The 17921-nt window shown below is 45.8% G+C and carries 16 protein-coding genes; 6 read left to right on the top strand and 10 right to left on the bottom strand.

The genetic code is table 11. The features are described 5' to 3' along the window. Positions 1 to 144: 144 nt before the first annotated feature. Entirely contained in the window at positions 145 to 2838 is a 2694-nt protein-coding gene (locus QUA33_RS04280) for an endonuclease MutS2 (RefSeq protein WP_333146820.1), read from the bottom strand. A gap of 463 nt (positions 2839 to 3301) precedes the next feature. Between QUA33_RS04280 and QUA33_RS04275 the strand changes: the two genes are divergently transcribed. Next, positions 3302 to 4573: an ATP-binding protein gene (locus QUA33_RS04275; protein ID WP_333146742.1), complete on the top strand. Its 1272-nt coding sequence runs from the start codon at positions 3302 to 3304 to the stop codon at positions 4571 to 4573. Between the two features lie 281 nt (positions 4574 to 4854). Here QUA33_RS04275 and thrB read toward each other — a convergent pair whose 3' ends face one another. The 4 genes from thrB to QUA33_RS04255 form a co-directional block, all read right to left on the bottom strand. Further along, positions 4855 to 5820: a homoserine kinase gene (thrB, locus tag QUA33_RS04270; RefSeq protein ID WP_333146740.1), complete on the bottom strand. Its 966-nt coding sequence runs from the start codon at positions 5818 to 5820 to the stop codon at positions 4855 to 4857. A gap of 89 nt (positions 5821 to 5909) precedes the next feature. Next, the gene (locus QUA33_RS04265; RefSeq protein WP_333146738.1) at positions 5910 to 6401 is read right to left on the bottom strand and encodes a tetratricopeptide repeat protein; all 492 of its coding nucleotides are present in this window, start codon (positions 6399 to 6401) and stop codon (positions 5910 to 5912) included. Between the two features lie 3 nt (positions 6402 to 6404). Further along, positions 6405 to 6971, bottom strand: a complete 567-nt coding sequence (locus QUA33_RS04260) for a Uma2 family endonuclease (RefSeq protein ID WP_333146736.1) — start codon at positions 6969 to 6971, stop codon at positions 6405 to 6407. A 222-nt stretch (positions 6972 to 7193) separates the two neighbouring features. After that, the gene (locus QUA33_RS04255; RefSeq protein WP_333146734.1) at positions 7194 to 8429 is read right to left on the bottom strand and encodes a VWA domain-containing protein; all 1236 of its coding nucleotides are present in this window, start codon (positions 8427 to 8429) and stop codon (positions 7194 to 7196) included. Positions 8430 to 8501: 72 nt separating this feature from the next. On the opposite strand from QUA33_RS04255, the gene QUA33_RS04250 reads away from it, so the two are divergent. The 3 genes from QUA33_RS04250 to QUA33_RS04240 all read left to right on the top strand — a co-directional run bounded on the left by QUA33_RS04250 (position 8502) and on the right by QUA33_RS04240 (position 10673). Then, positions 8502 to 9161: an ATP-dependent Clp protease proteolytic subunit gene (locus QUA33_RS04250; protein WP_333038231.1), complete on the top strand. Its 660-nt coding sequence runs from the start codon at positions 8502 to 8504 to the stop codon at positions 9159 to 9161. Between the two features lie 161 nt (positions 9162 to 9322). Next, the gene (locus QUA33_RS04245; protein ID WP_190741966.1) at positions 9323 to 9916 is read left to right on the top strand and encodes an ATP-dependent Clp protease proteolytic subunit; all 594 of its coding nucleotides are present in this window, start codon (positions 9323 to 9325) and stop codon (positions 9914 to 9916) included. Positions 9917 to 10046: 130 nt separating this feature from the next. After that, on the top strand, positions 10047 to 10673 hold the full coding sequence (locus QUA33_RS04240; protein ID WP_333146732.1) for a J domain-containing protein: 627 nt from the start codon (positions 10047 to 10049) through the stop codon (positions 10671 to 10673). On the opposite strand, the gene QUA33_RS04235 is transcribed toward QUA33_RS04240, so the two are convergent. From QUA33_RS04235 to QUA33_RS04220, 4 genes are all read right to left on the bottom strand, one after another. Then, on the bottom strand, positions 10667 to 11605 hold the full coding sequence (locus tag QUA33_RS04235; protein ID WP_333146731.1) for a serine/threonine-protein kinase: 939 nt from the start codon (positions 11603 to 11605) through the stop codon (positions 10667 to 10669). The genes QUA33_RS04240 and QUA33_RS04235 overlap by 7 nt on opposite strands. 472 nt (positions 11606 to 12077) lie before the next feature. Beyond that, positions 12078 to 12809: a DUF7873 family protein gene (locus QUA33_RS04230; RefSeq protein WP_333146729.1), complete on the bottom strand. Its 732-nt coding sequence runs from the start codon at positions 12807 to 12809 to the stop codon at positions 12078 to 12080. Between the two features lie 174 nt (positions 12810 to 12983). After that, the gene (locus QUA33_RS04225) at positions 12984 to 13937 is read right to left on the bottom strand and encodes a hypothetical protein (RefSeq protein WP_333146727.1); all 954 of its coding nucleotides are present in this window, start codon (positions 13935 to 13937) and stop codon (positions 12984 to 12986) included. Positions 13938 to 13947: 10 nt separating this feature from the next. Then, on the bottom strand, positions 13948 to 15453 hold the full coding sequence (locus QUA33_RS04220; RefSeq protein WP_333146725.1) for an MBOAT family O-acyltransferase: 1506 nt from the start codon (positions 15451 to 15453) through the stop codon (positions 13948 to 13950). Between the two features lie 306 nt (positions 15454 to 15759). On the opposite strand from QUA33_RS04220, the gene QUA33_RS04215 reads away from it, so the two are divergent. Continuing rightward, positions 15760 to 16014 (top strand): hypothetical protein, encoded by a 255-nt coding sequence (locus tag QUA33_RS04215; RefSeq protein WP_333084919.1) that lies wholly within the window; start codon positions 15760 to 15762, stop codon positions 16012 to 16014. A 3-nt stretch (positions 16015 to 16017) separates the two neighbouring features. Here the strand turns inward: QUA33_RS04215 and QUA33_RS04210 are convergent, their stop codons facing one another. Beyond that, complete coding sequence (locus tag QUA33_RS04210; protein WP_333146723.1) at positions 16018 to 16911, bottom strand: EI24 domain-containing protein; 894 nt, start codon at positions 16909 to 16911, stop codon at positions 16018 to 16020. Between the two features lie 89 nt (positions 16912 to 17000). Between QUA33_RS04210 and QUA33_RS04205 the strand changes: the two genes are divergently transcribed. After that, the gene (locus QUA33_RS04205; protein WP_333146721.1) at positions 17001 to 17792 is read left to right on the top strand and encodes a 2-phosphosulfolactate phosphatase family protein; all 792 of its coding nucleotides are present in this window, start codon (positions 17001 to 17003) and stop codon (positions 17790 to 17792) included. The last annotated feature ends 129 nt before the right edge of the window (positions 17793 to 17921 follow it).

Below are 17921 nucleotides of genomic sequence, written 5' to 3'. Positions count from 1 at the left end.
TACTAAAGTGGTAAATCAACTCTTAATTATGCCACATTTGCAGTATAATCCATTCCGGTTGCATTAGTATGATATGTTCGTTGCGACTTGTTTGGCTGCATACAAATATATAATTACGAGTCAACCGGAAATGCGAAAATCTGACTATTTCAAATAAACCACCGTCACACCTGCACCTCCTTCTTTTTGACTGGCGAGCTCGTAGCGAGAAACCTGCGGGTGAGAATCTAGAAACTCGTGAACCCCGCGCCGTAACTGTCCCGTACCTTTGCCGTGAATTATCCACAGAACTCCGTATTCCACGGCCTTGGAAAGAGCTCTGTCTATTTCGATTTCCGCGTCGGAGACTCTCGCACCCCGTAAGTCGATCGAATTATTAGCAGTGCGAATCGCAATTTCGGGATTGGGTTTTGCAGGTTCCGACGCTGCTTGCTTAGCTTTAGCCGTAGCGAGTGCTTGTGCTTGGGCTGCTACCTTGGCTAATTGAGCTTTAGTTTCCGGTTTTTGACCGTCGAGGGATTCAATTTCTCCCAGTTTGACAGTCATTTTCATAATCCCAAACCGGACGCTCAACTCTTCGTTAGCGTCGGGGCCGCTGAGGACTTCGGCGGTTTGGCCCAAGCTGGGAATGCGGATGCGATCGCCCACTTTCGGCATAAAACTCGGTTTGGGTTTAGCCGGTTGTTGCCGCGAGGGGAGATGTTTTTCAGAAATTTGATTTAAAGTCTCTGTCGCTTGTTGGGCATTTTGAGCCGTCTGGTTGCCCGACTGCAAGCGGCGAATGATTTGAGCAATTTCTGATTTTGCCGAGCCTATAGCCTCATTTACTGCCACTTCCTGAGCTATTTTTAGTTCTCGCTCCCGCTCTTGCAAAGCGGCTGCTTTTTGAGAAACTTCTCTGTGCAGTTTTTCGGTTTGGTGTAGCAGTTGAGTTGCTTCTCTGGCCTTGGTTTCCTGTTTCCGGCGCTGTGCTTCGAGTCCAGCAATTACTTGATTAACATCTTGAGAGGCCCCCCCGACATAGGTTTGAGCTTCTTCGACTATGGATGCTAGCAAACCGAGTCTTTTGGCAATGGTGAGGGCGTTGGAACGTCCGGGAATTCCCCACAGCAAGCGATAGGTTGGCTGCATGGAATTGTCGTCAAATTCTACTGAGGCATTTTCAAAGCGGGAGTCTTGGTATTTGAGGGCTTTGAGTTCGCCAAAGTGGGTAGTTGCAACTGTTAATAGGGAATGTTGGGCGAGGTATTTCAACAGGGCGATCGCCAATGCACTGCCTTCTGAGGGGTCTGTTCCCGCTCCTACTTCGTCTAACAAAACTAAAGATTTGGGAATTGGTAATTGGGGATTGGTAATTGGGGATTGGGGTTGGGGAATTTGTAATTTAGGTTTGAGAATTGGGAGAGCAGAAAGAGTGTTCTGTGTATCTGTGACTTCTTGGTCTTGCTGCTGGGAATTAGTAATTGGAAGGTTTGAATTTTCTTCCCCCTCAGCCTGCGATTTATTGTGTAAAACTTCTAAAATGCGGCTGATGCGGCGGATGTGGCCGGAGAAAGTAGACAAACTTTGCTGCAAAGATTGTTCGTCACCAATATCGGCCAAAATGTTGTCGAACCAAGGCAATTCAACGGGTTCGCGGGCGGCAACAAACATTCCTGCTTTCGCCATTAAAGCTGCCAAGCCCAAGGTTTTGAGGGTGACAGTTTTGCCGCCGGTGTTGGGGCCGGTGATGGCGACGACGCGGATGTGCGGCCCGATCGTTAAATCGACCGGCACGACTGGAAAGCCTTGCTCGTGCTGTTGCTGCCAAACTAATAAAGGATGCCGCAACTGGCGCAGGGTAATTTGCGATCGCAGGTTGCGAATTAATAATTGACTGTTTTCTGAGTTTTCCTCATCTTCTTTTTCCTCATCTTCTGTTTCGGGATTTTTTGGTGCTAATTCAGGCTCTCCCAATTCGATAAATTTTGGCGGATTTGCTTGCAACCAATAACTGTAACGCGCTTTAGCAACCGCTAAATCTAAAGTTGTAACTACCACCACCAATCTGTCTAAATCGGGTTTTACTGCTGCGACTTGCTCCGTGAGGGCGCGGCGGACTGCTTCTTCTTCCGCTTGTTCTTGCCTCAGCAACTGCCGCATTTGGTTGTTAAGATTGACTGTGCTGTGGGGTTCTACGTACAGTGTCGCGCCGCTGGCCGAGGAGTCGTGAACGATGCCCGGTATGGCATCTTTTTGGGGAGCTTTGACGGGAATGACAAAGCGTCCGCTTCTTTGGGTAATTAGCTGTTCTTGTACGGCGTTGGATTGGCGCTGCAAAATTCCCTGCAATATTTGATAAATGCGATCGCGCAACTGCCGCATTTGAACTCTAATTCCTGCTAATTTAGGAGTGGCTCTGTCTGCTACTTGAGCGCGATCGTCTATACAGCGGTGGATTTCTTGCTCTAGTTCGGGATAAGTCCGCAATTGGGAAGCCAGTTCTTGGAGCGTCGGCACATCTGCCTGAGAGTCAATTATCCGGCGCAATTGCCTTGCTCCGGCGAGGGTAGTAGCAATTGCCAGCAATTCTTCGCCGCTGAGCAAACCTTGCAGTTCGGCTCGCTGCAGGGAAGTGCCGATGTCTTGGATTCCTTCAAAACTCAAAGCACCGCCAGCGCGGCTCTCTAACTGATAAGCTTCCTGAGTTTGGGCTAGGAGTTCGGCTGTTTGAGCTTGAGTTGCCGGGATTTCGAGGTCGAGGGCGGCGGCGACGCCGAGTTTGGTGGCCGCGAAGGTAGCCAAGTGCTGACACAGGCGCGGCCATTCTAATAGTTCTAGTGTTTCGGCTTGAATCAAAGTTGAGGTGGTGTTGGTAATTGGCATTCTCAGGCGCTGACCGAGAAGGTGAATTTAACGATACTATTAATTGATTTTAAAGTTTTTTATTGTTTCCTGGCGCAATTTGAGAAAGTATCTGCGATCGCCCTCAGCAGTCTTTCGGCCGAAAGCTCTGATGTAACATTAATTACGAAGGAGAAAATTTGCATTTTTGCATTACCCGTCTCAAATTATACCTTCTCGTGATACCATTCCCCAAAAAATATGCAACTTTAGGCAAGCTCCCAACTATTATACAGTAAGTCATTCCCAATTTTTTACTCTAAAATATAAATTGTAAAATGGTATGGGCTATTTTGGGTTTTGAGGGAGCGGGGATGGGCTGTTTTTTGGTGGAATTGAACTATTTTGGAATTTTAAATCTGTCAGCGCAATTCTGGCGGTTGTATCCTAAAAAGTAATTTGTGGAGGTGGTAGAAGTATGGCAAAGATTCTGGCGATCATCGCGGATACTGTGACTTTTCAAGTTGTCCAAGAGTTACTCACCCAACAGGGACATCAGGTGAGAGTCGTTCCCGACGACAAGGAGGGTTTAGACTTGGCGAGGGAGTTGTCCCCCGATGTGATAATTTGCGACGGGACTTCGCCTCAAATCAACTTTTTGGAGGTGTGCCGGCTGGTGAAAGCCGATTCCCTACGGGATAGCTTCGCTTCACGAGAATTGGCAACAGCCTATTTTATTCTGCTGACAACACCGGACCAATTTGATGAAATTCAAGAATTGGATGTACCCTTTGACGATTTTCTGTTTAAACCGATAGTTAAGCACGAATTATTGGCGCGGGTGCGCGCGTCTAAGCGATCGCACGAGTTGAGGGCGCGGTTGGAGTTAACACAGCAAGAATTGCAACTGTCGCGCGAGCGAATTCTGCAAAGTGAAAAAATGTCTAGTTTGGGCGAATTGGTGTCTGGGATAGCCCACGAAATTAATAACCCAATTACTTTTATTTACAGCAATCTAACTCACGTCCAAAGCTACACGACCGATTTAATTGAACTACTGCGATTGTATCAACAAGAGCTAGTCAATCCCGGATCGGAAATTCTGCAAAAACAACAAGATATGGATGTGGAATTCGTACTCGACGATTTATTAAAAATTGTGAGTTCCATGCGTACCGGGAGCGATCGCATCCGCCAAATAATTTTGTCACTACAGGATTTTTCCCGCAGCGATCGATCGGGCTGGCAGTTATTCGATGTTTCCGACGGTTTAGAAAATACTCTGTTGTTGTTACAGCACCGCTTGCCGGCGCGCGAGGGAAGGCGAGACATCAAGGTGATGAAAGAATTCGGCAATTTGCCACAAATTGAGTGTTATGCAGGTCTGCTCAATCAAGCTTTTCTGAATATCATCAATCACGCGATCGATGTTTTGGAAGAGTCTGCTCAAGAGTTGGCAGAGTTGGAATCGAGCAAATTTAAGCCTGTGATTTTGATTAGCACTCAGGTGGTCGATGGTCAGCGAATTTCTATTGAGATTGCTGATAACGACATGGCAATTAGCAAAGATATCACAGCGCAACTTTCTGAGCCATTTTTGGTTTCCCAACCTGCGGAACCACCGATATCACCGGGACTTGCTCTCAGCTATCGGATAATTGTAGAGCAGCACAAAGGAGAGTTCAAGTGTTTTTCCGAACCGGGTAAAGGCACTAAAATTCAGATAGAAATTCCGCTGCGTCATAGTTAATTAACAGTATTTACAGTTGGTGGGGCGGGTTTTTAAATTTGTTGGTTTTAGCCGGAAATTGTTGTGAATCCGCCCCTACAATGACTGCACTTTTTTAAGGTAAAATTTTGTAGAGGGAATGGCAGAAGTTATCGAAAACAGACTTGAGTTGATATTCAAGAGATTTGAAGGAGAGAGGAAGAGAATAGAAATATGAATAATTCCATCGATAGGGGCAACCACGGGAGATTGCCCCTACAAAACACGGTTATGTAGATGTTGTGTGTCTAGGAGTGGAACAACTAAAGGGAGACTTGCCCGCCTTTAGTATCGAGACCGATCGCCCTTACCTCAGCATTTACCCCAAATTCCATCCAAGCAGCCGCCATCCCTTTCTCAACCGCAACAGCGTTAGCCACATCCGTTAAAGCTAAAAGCGTTGGCCCTGCACCGCTAATTACCATTCCACAAGCCCCTGCATTCAGGGCAGCTTGTTGCACCGCTTCATATCCCTTAATCAGAGATTGCCGGTAAGGCTGGTGAATTTTGTCTTGGAGGGCGCAGCGCAACCAGTTTTGATTGCCAGTTTCTAAAGCCCGCACTAGCAAACCGAGGTGTGCCGCATTAAAAATCGCGTCAGCCTTACTGTAATCTGCTGGCAAAACTTTGCGGGCTTCGGCTGTAGACAGTTCAAAATCCGGGATGGCTACCACGGCCACAATATTTGGATGCCAGGGAATATCGCAAATCTCCCAAGCACCCCCCTCCTGACCCCCCTTACTAAGGGGGGGTTGGGGGGGTGGATTGCTAGCAGCGAGACGACAACCTCCGAGTAAAGCGGGGACAACGTTGTCGGGATGGCCTTCAAGTTCGATCGCCAATTGCATCACTTCCACCTGACTCAAAGGCTTTCCGGCTAATTCATTTGCACCGACTAACCCACCGACAATAGCTGTGGCGGAACTCCCCAAACCTCTAGCCAGCGGAACTTGCATATCTATATGTATCGCTACAGGGGGCGGCGATTGGTTGAGGCGATCGTATAACTTGAGAAAAGCTTGATAAGCGAGATTGCTGTTGTCTGTCTTGACTTTGGCGGCTTCTTTACCTGTAACAGTAATTTTTAGTTTCTCGGTTGCTGAGGGTTCGAGTAGGGAGAATTGGAAGCGGTTGTAGAGGCTTAAAGCGGCGCCGATGCAGTCGAATCCGGGGCCCAGGTTGGCGGTTGTAGCGGGTACGGTAACGGTGACGGTAGAGATTACGGACATTTTTTGAATAGTTAATTTGGAGTGTTTAACCGCAGATGAACGCGGATGAACGCATATCGCAGGTATTATACTATGTTTTCAAAAGCCATTTATTCTTGCAGCATTTCAAGGTGCTTGATGGCATCTTGATAATCGTTGGTATTACCATCTTTTTGATAGAGTTCGGCTGCTTTATGATAATCGGCGATCGCCCCCGGTTTGTCTTCTAAGAACTCGCGGACTCTAGCGCGGTTGTAGTATGCGTCGCCGTAGTTGGGGTTAATTTCAATTGCGCGATCGAAATCTGCTTTAGCTGCTGGGTAATTTTTGAGATTGCGGCCGTGGATGATGCCGCGTTTGTTGTAGGCTTTGGCGTAATTGGGGTTGAGGCGAATAGCTTCGGTGTAATCGGCGATCGCCCCTTGAATATCTCCAGCCTGTGATTTAGCTAAAGCACTATTGAATAAATCTTCAGCAGTATTTTGAACAAGACTTCTTTGAACTATTAAAGCTGAAGATTCAGCAGAAACAGCAGGGGATACATTACCCAAGATAGTCAAGATTCCTATAGTAGCAATTAAAGTGTAAAATGATGATTTCATAATCTAGGCAAAAATTTGAGCGACAGAACAACTAAAACCAGGTAACAAAGGCGAGGTCAATTCATCAGCGCTCAACAGCGTAGCAATGAGCCTTAAACTTGCTTGTTCCCTGCGATAAACTTCTATTTGCTGCAATTGCCAATTCACCACCCAGTATTCCTGCACTCCTCGCACCGAATAGAGTCTGAGTTTCAAGTCTCGATCGCGTCTCTGATTGTCTGCACCGGGGGATAATACTTCAACAATTAACTCGGGTGCGGCGGTTAAATGGCCCGCTTCGTCTAGCAAGATAGCTAAGCGTTCATTGCTGGCCCAAACTACATCAGGAATAACGTTATCATCGTCCGTGAAAATAAGACCGGGATTGATGGCCGCTCGTCCTAAACCTGCAGACATCGACCAAGTATCAAGCACAGAGAAAAATCTGCCACAAGTCTGTTGATGACCCCAATGTGGTGCTCTAGTCACAAATAACTCTCCATCAATAATTTCGTAGCGATCGCCGTTATCGGGCAATAGTTCTAAATCGGCGGTAGTCCAGCGTACTTTATCAGATATTGTCTGGTTCATACAAGCACTCTTGATAGGTGATACAAACATTCTAAACGATCGAGCTTCTTGTCGCTCCACGGCTGGAAACAATCGGGCTACACAGAGTCTCGCCTGCAAAAAGCGAGACTCAGAATAGTGAAACCCGCCTGGGCGCGGGTTGCGTTTGTGTAGGATCGATTTGCGATCGCCGAATTGTCCGATCGCCCAATTTAAAATTATTTAAAATTTCAAATCGCGCGATTACTTCAAAATAGTTTTAGAAGCAATCCGAGTTTTCTTGCGATCGGCTTCACTCAATTGTTCGCCAGACTGCAAACGAGTAGCAGAAGTTTGCAGCACAGTTGCGGCACTTTGATCGCCCATTTGCAGAGCAGTTTTAGCTGCTGTTTGCAGCATCGTTGCCGCGCCGGCGCGATCGCCCTGTTGCAATCTAGTTTCTGCGAGTTGAGTTTGGCGGTATTTAGCCAAAGCTAAAATGTGCTGCTGCACAGTCGGGTTAAGTGCCGGCTGATAAACTTTCAGGACATTAGCGGAAAGTGCAACGGGATCGGAAAGCAAACTTTGACCGACAGTCGGATCGTCGTAGCGAATTTGCAATTGCCCGATCGTCTGTGTACCTTCGGGCAACTGTCCAATATAAATATTAGCCAAAACTACTCGCTCTATATCCTTCATTAAATCTCCCAGGCGTACCATAAAACGATCGCCCTCTTGCTGTACCGGTAATTCGATCGTATCCGGGGAAACTTGGGCGATCGGTTTGAGTTCGGCTAACCGCACTTTTGGCATTAGGGAAAATAGCAAATAAGCATTAGTCAAACCTACACCTTGGACGCGAGTAAATAGTTTACCAAACTCGTCAACCGCATCTTCGGGACGCTGAATGTGAGCCAGAGCACCGCCGCCGGCATCAGCAATCTTTTCCAAAATATCCTGGTTCCAGTTATCGCCAAATCCCAAAGAATTTAAAGTCATGTTGTAGTCGGCAGCCAATTTAGCCAACTTCAAACAGCGGCTGTCGTCGCCGTGTTCGTTTTCGCCGTCAGTCAGCAGAAACGCCTGAGATATAGCTTCTTTTTTGCCTTTGCCCAACTCTTCAATACCTAACTTAATGCCCTCATCAATTGCTGTGCCGCCGGCCGAGCGCAATTGCTCAATTTGCCGTTTAATGCTGCTGGGATCTCCTACAATTTGATTGGGGACGAGGACTTTGGCTTTGTGGTCGAAAGCCACCGCGCAAAAGCGATCCCCGGGCTTCAACCTGTCTAGCAACCGTCCGGCGGCTTGTTTGACGGTTTCCAAGGGGCGTCCACCCATCGAACCGCTGTGGTCGAGAATCAGGCACAGGTTTAAGGGTACGCTGGAGTCGATCGAGCTTGCCGTCGCAGACACCGAAATCGCTAGCTGGCGCTGCGTTGAGGGCGCAGCAGCGTCAAGGTTAGGGTCGTTTAAAACCGGGAGCAAACTAACTTTCATGCGGGATACCTAAAGATTGCGTTAGTATTTCTTTAAGAATAGCTCCATCAGTTCAGGCAACATTTCGGTTATATGAACACACCAATTAAAGCTGTGCAATCGCCATACTACGGGGAAGGGAACTCTCGGACGCCACCTCCCGATTTGCCATCCCTGTTGCTGAAGGAGCGGATCGTTTATCTGGGGATGCCTCTGGTGCCTGCGGTAACAGAACTAATTATCGCTGAACTGTTGTTCTTGCAGTACGAAGACCCGGATAAGCCGATCAAAATCTACATCAACTCGACCGGCACTTCTGGTTACAGTGGCGAACCCGTCGGCTTTGAAACAGAAGCCTTCGCTATCTGCGATACGATCAGGTACATTAAGCCGCCCGTGCACACTATTTGCCTCGGTTCGGCAATGGGGATGTCTGCGATGCTGTTAGCGGCTGGTACAAAAGGCTTTCGGGCGAGTTTGCCGCACGCTTCGATTGTGTTGCACCAACCCAAGGCTTACACGCGGGGTCAAGCAAGCGACATTCAAATTCGGGCTAAGGAAGTGCTGGCAAATAAAGCGACGATGCTTGAGATTTTTGCAAGCTGTACTGGCCAACCGATCGAAAAGATTACTAAAGATATGGATCGGTTGCTGTACATGACGCCCCAGGAAGCTAAAGAATACGGTTTGATCGATCGCGTTCTTGAAAGTTCGGAAGAATTGCCGAAACCGCTGCCTGCAGGAGTCATCTAATTCGGTTATTGCTTATTAGTTATTAGTTATTAGTTATTGGTTATGGTTTAGTGGTCATTATAGCCAAAAACTAAAAAACCTGAAATAACAAGTAACAAATAACTAATAAACCATAACCAATTGCCCGCTCACCAATTACCAACTAAACGGAGTTCCGAATTATGCCTATAGGTGTGCCAAAAGTTCCCTACAAAATGCCGGGTGGTTATGATACTCAGTGGATTAATATCTACGATCGCCTCTACCGGGAACGAATTATTTTCTTGGGCAGGGACGTTGACGATGAAATTGCCAATCAAATCATCGCTGTGATGCTCTATCTCGATTCGGAAGATTCAGGTAAGGATATTATTTTGTACATCAATTCCCCAGGCGGGATGGTGTCGGCAGGCATGGCTATTTTTGATACCATGCAGCACATTAAATCGGACGTGGTGACGATTTGTGTGGGCTTGGCTGCTTCGATGGGTTCTTTCCTGTTAGCTGCCGGTGCGAAGGGGAAACGGTTAGCTTTGCCTCACTCGCGAATCATGATTCACCAGCCTTCTGGGGGCACGCGGGGACAAGCAACGGATATTCAGATTGAGGCGAAAGAGATTCTGCGGCTGCGCCACGAACTCAATAATATCTATGCTAAGAATACTGGCAAGCCGATCGAGAAAATCGAGAAGGACATGGATCGCGACTATTTCATGTCCGCTGAGGAAGCTAAGGAATACGGCTTGATTGACAGAGTGATCGAAGAGCGTCCGTAAGTTGTTTGTTCGCCTCAGTAGTGCGGGCAACCCTCGCACTACAACCTAGTTCGCAGTAAATTTTGGCAGAATCTTTACATTTAAGGATTCTGCCATATTTAATGGTATTATAAACGCTCATTCATGCTAAATGGATATTGCAGACTATTACCGACAGTTAGGACTGAGGTCTGGCGCGAGTTTATCGCAAGTTAAGGCCTCTTATCGGCAGTTAGCCAGACAGTATCACCCCGATGTGAATCCGGGAAACGAACAGGCTAAGAATAAGTTTATTGCTATTACTGAGGCTTATAAGTTCCTGGTGAATGTTGCCCCCCACCATGTTGCGGGGTCGAAAGTTGCCAACTCAACTGTGCCGCCTACTTCGACACCGCCGGATCGGAGGGTGAAAGCTCAACCGCAGGCAGTTAAAGTGACTCGAAAAGAGGCCGCGGTTCAATCTAATGCGGATCTGTCGGCGGTGGAACAAAAGTTAAAGCAAGATGCTTATGTTGAGTTGCAACAGTTGCTGAAATATCAGAGGTTTCCGCGGGCGATCGCCTTGATTGAGGGTTTGGCCCAGCGGGTTCCCGAGGATTTGGAGGTGCGTCAGTGGCAGGCGATCGCCTATCAGCGCTGGGGACGGCACTTGATCGGAGAAAAGCAGGTGGATAAGGCGAGAATTTATTTGAAAAAGGCTGTGAAAACTGACCCTCACAATCGGGCTTTGTGGGCAGAAGTTGAGCGGGATTTTCGCCGGCTGGAAGAGATTTATTGAAGCGATGTTGCGTCCCCCTTTTTCAGGGGGTCTGCGTCGTAAATTTTTAATTTTTCTAATTTTTCTAAAATAACTTGGGTATTTTCAGGTCGATTTTCTAGTAGCGGTTCGATCAATTCGTCGATCGAGTCTAGGAGTAACGGGTCAATATCTACAGCCTGGTTCCTCCAATTAATTTTACCAGTTTTTTCATTAACGGGAAAGTCGATCGGCTGTATGCCTGTTAATAAATGTACAAAAGTACGCCCCAGGGCAAAAAAATCCGATCGCACGCCTGCTTTACCTAAAATTTGTTCCGGTGCGGCGTATCCAGCAGAACCTATGGGTGCGGTATCTATATCTGCTTCTGTGGCGGCGCCGAAGTCAATTAATCTCAATTTCCCATTGGCTTCAACCATCAGGTTGGATGGCTTAATATCCCGATGTACTACATGATATTTGTGGATTTCCTGCAAAATATGAAGCATTTGTTGCAGCAAATCTAGAGCGAGCTTTTGACAAACGTACTGTTTTTTAGATAAGAATTCTGCCAAGTTTTCTCCGCTAATTTTTTCCATCACCAAACAAGACAATTTCTGGAAGTTATGGGGGAGTTTAATTGGGAAATAACCGTCAGGTTCGACTTGGGGAACTGAGCCATTTCCGGCCAGCCAAATTAAAACTCGCGCTTCTTGCTTGAACAAGTGAACTAAATCGGGATTGTGGGTGTGTTTCAAGACTTTTAAAATTTTGACAGTTCCCCATTCGTTTTCCCCGGTTCCCAAATCTTCAACTTCAAAGATGTCTGTGGGGCGTGCGGGATTGGGCGATCGCACTGGTTTAAGGATGCGGTAGCGATCGCCAATTAACAAATCCGTGCCGCAAGCCTGACAATTTTGAGCAGCAGCAGGATTTTCGCGTTGTTCGCATTGAGGATTGATGCAATAAATCATCTGTCTTGATACGTCCAGGACTGACGGATTTAACGAATTGAATCAATTATTAGCATAAAACCCAGCAGTTCTGACCTTACTACTGGGTTTATATTTACCGCCCATTTGGGCACGCTATCACATTTAAGTCAAGGATTTAAGATTAATAGCATCGCGCTCTACCGATTGAGCTACCCCCCTGCGTTTGGTAGAGGGGGCTGGATATGAGCCAGCAACCTCGATGATGTGATTTTCCTGACATTCGTTTTAGCGATCGGCGGAGAATGCTGAGTTTAGAGTAATAACTTGCTGTTGAATTTGTACGCAATGCTGCCTCTGCCAATTGGGCTACCCCCCTATTTTGGGCCTATTTTGCGTAGGAGGGACAGGAGTCGAACCTGCACTATCACATTTGTACGGTTTAAGTTGAAGTTTTAGATTGAACTTGTACTCTGTTTATATCTTAAACCATAACTATCAAAAAAGCAAGCTCTTAGCGGAAAATAAATTGAAAAATTCGCTCTCCCAATCTCTGTTCCTCTACTTCAGAATTGTTAGCTTCTTCGCGGGCGAACATAACAGCTTGCTGCAAGATTTCCACCCTTTGCAGCAACTCATTGATCCGCCGCGCTGGCAAAGCTCCAGAAAACTTGACAGTCCGCCAATAGCCGATAGTAATATCTTCGTAATAAACATCGACTTGAGCCGGATGGTGTTCGGTAGCTTCAGCTTTAACGTGATTGCGCGGAGTTTTAAAAGTCTTGAGAGTTTGCACCGGTTCAGTTGCCCAGCAGTCTGCCGAAGCATCGAAGTTCCAAGTCTCGGAAGCATCTAAGACAGGAAGTTTCTTGATAAATGCTTGCAAATCTGCCAACTGCTTTTCAATGAATAGCAAATAGCTGACGGGAACTTGGCTCAAAAGCACGTTTCCGTCTACAGTTACGTCCGCGCGGGCGCTACAGTTTGTCCAATCTTTGGTTGCGGTTACGTCGAAGAGTTTGGTCAAAACTTCAGTCGTTTTGCGGATAATCTCTTCTGCTTTGACTTCAACTTTTTTGGACTCTGGCGGTAGTTGTTCGCCTTCTTCGTCTTTGGGGCGGTAAGTGCGGGAGATTCCAGAAAGCACAGCGGGCTTCTGGAGTGCTTTTTGAGCTTCTGCTAGTTCTTGAACCGAGCGGCTTTTGATGCCTTTTTCGATCGCAATAATCTGATTTAAGCGTGGCATTGTTCGATTTTATTGAGGCTGAACTCATATCAAGCCGGGTTGATACCGACGATCATCAAATTGTTTGTCCTGTGGCTTTTAGGGCTTTGATAACTTTCCCTCCTCAGTACAAACCTCACGATCGTTCTTTAACCCGACTTGCTCATTATGTAGTATGCCACACTTCAATTGAAATTACAAGCTTTCTTTTCTAGGCGCCGTGTCAACAGATCCCGCCGCTACCGTACTCAGCAATTTTTCTCTCAAAAACTCGGCAAAATCTCTAGCGTCGCTGCGGATCAAGTGAACGCCGTCATTGGTACGCCATTCTCGCTCTTTCGGAGGTGGCAGCCACTCAAAACGATCGGACGGAAACAGCTTTTTAGCCAATTCTTGGACTTGTTTTCTCCTGATTGCAGCGTTAACTCGTGACTCTTGCGGTATGTCAAATAAAACTACTTTCGCCCCGCTATTTTTTTTTATTTCTGCGATTTGACTTTTAATAAACTCAGCTTCTTTTTTTATAGCTTCTGCATCTTTTTCAGACAAAGGTTGATTTTGAATATCAACTACCGTTTGGATAGCTTTTTGGGATAAGTCTGGAGTAAGATATCTACCTTCTAATCTGTCTAGAGCCTCTCGCGTCACTTTGTGATTCGGCTTCGAGCGACTTTTAAAAAAATCCACAAAAATGCTAATCGGACGGTATTCCTCTCTCATTATCGGTAGATACTGGCGTAACCAATAAAAAAGAGGATGATACAAAGAATCCATTAATTCTGTATCTATTTTCCGAACAATAGTATCGTTAATTTCCACCAAAACAATAGGAGGCTTGCTTTTACTTCTTTTAACTATTTCTAAACCAGTTTGGCTCGCTCCTCCCCCCATAGCTATGCTCTTTACGCCCTCTCCAATGTCTTTAATATTAAGGTTTGCAGCTAGAGAACTACCTACCATTAGCATTTTTAGATCGGAATTATCCTGATATACATACCTTTGAGTTTTAACAATATTATTTTGAAGCAGGCTAACTCCATCGGAAGCAGGCAAAACTCCGCCGCTGACTAGCACTTGATAAAAACTCATTATAAACAGAAAAATTAGTACCGGGCGCAAAATCGGTCGCAACGGGAATTTGACAAACATAGAACACCTTCTAGAATTGGAAATAAATAAATTGTTTCGAGCTGCCACTGTTGAGGAATATCATTGCTAGCATAATTCCTAAAACTAAATCTTGATAAAGACTCCAGACTTTTTGGCCGTTTTTATTTGAATCCTGTTTCATCCTATTTTGCCAAGTGGGAAAATGGGGAATGTGATAAATCACTACTGGTAGCGAAAAAATTAGCGTCGGAATAATGTGACTCCAACCGGGCTTGACTTGATAGTTGCGAGCTAAAGTAACTGCGAAGTCAACCGCTTCTTCAAATCGAGGCAGCTTGAAAAGCAGCCATCCCACCGAAACAAAAGAGAAAATTCCTAAAACGCTAAGGCTGTCCAATAATAATTGCTGCCAGATGGGTTTGGTTTTTACTTGATGTGGTTCTGGCAATTTATTTTTGGATTTGTCGAACCCAAAAAAGCGTTCTACTGCTAAACCTAATCCGTGATAAATTCCCCAAACTGCATAACTCCAAGCAGCCCCATGCCATAATCCTCCTAAAGTCATGACTATCATTAAGTTAACATAAGTTCGGATTTTTCCTTTGCGGTTTCCGCCGAGGGGAAAGTATAGATAATCTCTGAGCCAAGTTGAGAGGGAAATGTGCCACCTTCTCCAGAATTCGGAAAGGGAACGCGAGATGTAGGGAAAGTCGAAGTTGTCGGGAATTCTGTAACCCAAAGCGGCTGCAAAACCGATCGCAATTAAGGAGTAACCGGCAAAATCGGCGAAAATTTGGATTGAGTAGCCAAACAGCAGTGTCAGGTTGGTAATAGTTCCAAATCCTTGGTAGTAGGGAAAGCTGATCCAGAAGGTATAGTCTTTTAAGTTGTCGGCGATGACCATTTTTAGGAAGTAGCCGACAACGAGCGAGCGAAAAATGAAATTCCAAGGAATATCTTTAAAATATTTAGGAACAATCTGGGGATAAAAAGTCTTGGATTTTAAAATCGGGCCTGATAGTAAATTGGGAAAAAAGCTAATAAAAAATGAAGTATTTAGCAGGTGTTGGGTGAAGTTGGGCGAGACGTAAGCGTTTGCTTCGGTTTCGCTTTTGTTTTTTTGAGTCAGTACGTCTACGATTAAACTTATGCCTTCAAATGTGTAGAAAGAAATGCCGATGGGCAGAGGTAATTTTAAGAATAAATAAGCAATGCTGCCTTCGGAACGAGCAATATTAAAAACATCGGTAACAAAGTTAGTTAGCAAACCAGCGTATTTAAACAAGCTCAAAATTAATACATTGAGAACGACTCCCGATAAAGCCCAAAAAAATCGCTGTTTCTTGTCAGAAATTCGGGCAACTTGAAAGCTGACTGTAGCATTGATCGTAATGGAAAGTAGCAGGATCAGCAACAGTGCGGGGGCGCTCCAACTGTAAAAAATAAAGCTGGCAATTATCAGGATGGGAACCTGCACTTTTTGCGACGGAGGGAAATAATATATGGCGAAAACAATCGCAAAAAATACTAAAAATTCAATACTGTTAAATAACATAATTTGTGATTTCGCTCTTTTACGTAGCCTGTGACCCACTATATCAACCGCCTGGGACTAATGGCAAGACTAGCCCAGAACCCGATCGCGATCGCGCATCCTACCAAAGTGTAGCAAATATCACTCTTTGTTAGCGCTGCGACTACCTCTTGAGATAGATGCGGAAATACCTCCCAGGGCGCGTTGTCACATTGAGAAATATTTCTTAACATATAGATAACAAAGGGAATCCGAGGAGACACCAAAAATCCTTAAGCCCTTGGGGTGCCCGGTTAATCAGACTTTTCGCAAACAAGGGCTAAATCAATGAACAAGCAGCAAAACTCCGAAGTTTCAGCATTTTTGCCCATGCTCCAAAAAGGCATTTGGCTGTTTGGGATTCTCTCTTGGATATTCGGGCTGACAGATAGAACTATTGCACTATTATCTGACGGATATTTGTCGGCGATCGATATTGTCCAGCTATTTACAGCATCCTTTTTCTTCATTAGCTGGCTGTTGTTAAGCCCGTTTTTGGGTCTTAACTCCCAGAGTCAGCCGAAGGAAGAAGCATCTCCCTAGTTTTTAATTGGTAATGTTAGTTTCTCCATCGCTCTTTGTTTCTTCTGGGGCAAAGTGGGCCGGCCAAATGCGATCGCAAAAAAACAAAGTTCCCGCCGTCACGCACAGCGGAATCGCCAACAGATTCAACAGCGGAATGCTCACCAAACCCAAACAAACCAAACCAAAACTCCCGCTGGCCGGCAAACTAGCCCGAATTATCTCCAACTTCTCCTGAAAAGGTCGCCTCCGCCTCTCCAAAGGTGCATCTAAAAAGTCCAAACAGACAATAGTCGCGCCCAAAGCTACACCACCCAAAGTGCTAAGAATAGAGCCGACACCAGGGATAAAATTTAGCAGCAGCAGGGGTATACCGACGCTCAACAAAATTTGTAGTTTTCGCAGTTCAAAGGCGATCGCCCTTTGAATATCCCCAAAACTACTCGCCAAATTCATTGGTGCTTCTGCGGGCAATTGACCGTTCCGCAGCAGTTCCAATTGTTCGGAAAGTTTGCCGTACCAGGGCGAACCTAAAATCACGCCAAACTGCACTAACAAAAATCCAATTATCAGCAAAAGTCCTGACACTAGGAGTACGCGCAGCAGCCAGCCGAAAGCAACTGTTAACACGGCAAGAAAGCTCAGCCAAGCTGGAAAACTCGCAATTAGAGTATTAAATCGGACCGACAAATCGGCAACCAAAACGTCTATTCCTGCCAAACTGGGAAATAGCAAGCTTAAATAAAGACCGATACCAATTATAAAATTTAGCACCACGGGAACTAATACATAAGTCCACAGCTTGGGAGTTTGCAAAATCAGCGTGAAAGCTCGCAAAGGATAGGTGAAACCTGCCAGGAGTCCAATTGGTGCGGTAATGGCGGCGTGGGCGGGGTTTGAATTGAGCTGTTTAGACATATTTTCTGCTTTTGAGGACTTGACTCTATTTTCTATTATCCACTTTCCATTATTATTAATGATGAGGATTTATCGCAGGTTGCCCAAAAGTGAAGCTTTTTATTTACCATACCCCGGAACTTACGCCAGCCGACAAAATGCCGGCTTGCGCGATCGCAGTTGATGTGCTGCGGGCGACTACGACAATGGCAACGGCCCTGAATAATGGGGCGGAAGCTGTCCAAGTTTTCAGCGACTTAGATAAGCTAATGGCCGAGAGCGAAAAATGGCCCGCAGATAAGCGGATTCGCGCCGGAGAGCGAGGCGGCGGCAAAGTTGACGGATTTGATATGGGGAATTCCCCCTTCGACTGCACGCCAGAAAAGGTGACTGGGAAGCGAATTTTTATCAGCACAACTAACGGTACTCGGGCTCTGCAGCGAGTGCAAGCTGCTGCAACTGTGTTAACGGCGGCTTTGATAAACCGCAAATCTGTGGTGCAGTTTTTGTTAAATAAACAGCCGGAAACTATTTGGATTGTGGGTTCTGGTTGGGAAGGGAGTTATTCGTTGGAAGATACGGTTTGTGCTGGTGCGATCGCCCAAAGTCTGCTAGCAGAAAGCGGTATTCCTGCGAGCGATTTTGCTGGTAATGATGAAGTATTTGGGGCTATTGCTCTTTATTTACACTGGCAAGATCGGTTGCATGAATTGTTGGAAAAGGCAAGTCACGGCCAGCGCCTCCTCGGTTTAGGTGTTATTGAAGATTTAAAATATTGCGCGCAAACGGATACTTTAGATGTGCTGCCTGTGCAGCGAGAACCGGGAGTTTTGGTTAAGTCGGATTTTAAAATTCCTCAAGCTAATTTCTGGGTTCCATCATCAGAAAAAACGGCGACTTGAAATTTTCTGCGAATGCAGTATTAGTAAGGTGCGCCTAGGCGCACCTACGAAAATTAGTAGGTAGTTAGTGAACAATATTTTTAAATCAAGTAGAATTAAACATACTTGGTAGGGACAAAACAACGTTTT

Source organism: Microcoleus sp. Pol14D4, from assembly GCF_036701245.1.
GTDB lineage: Bacteria > Cyanobacteriota > Cyanobacteriia > Cyanobacteriales > Microcoleaceae > Microcoleus.
This window is presented reverse-complemented; position numbering and strand designations above follow the sequence as displayed.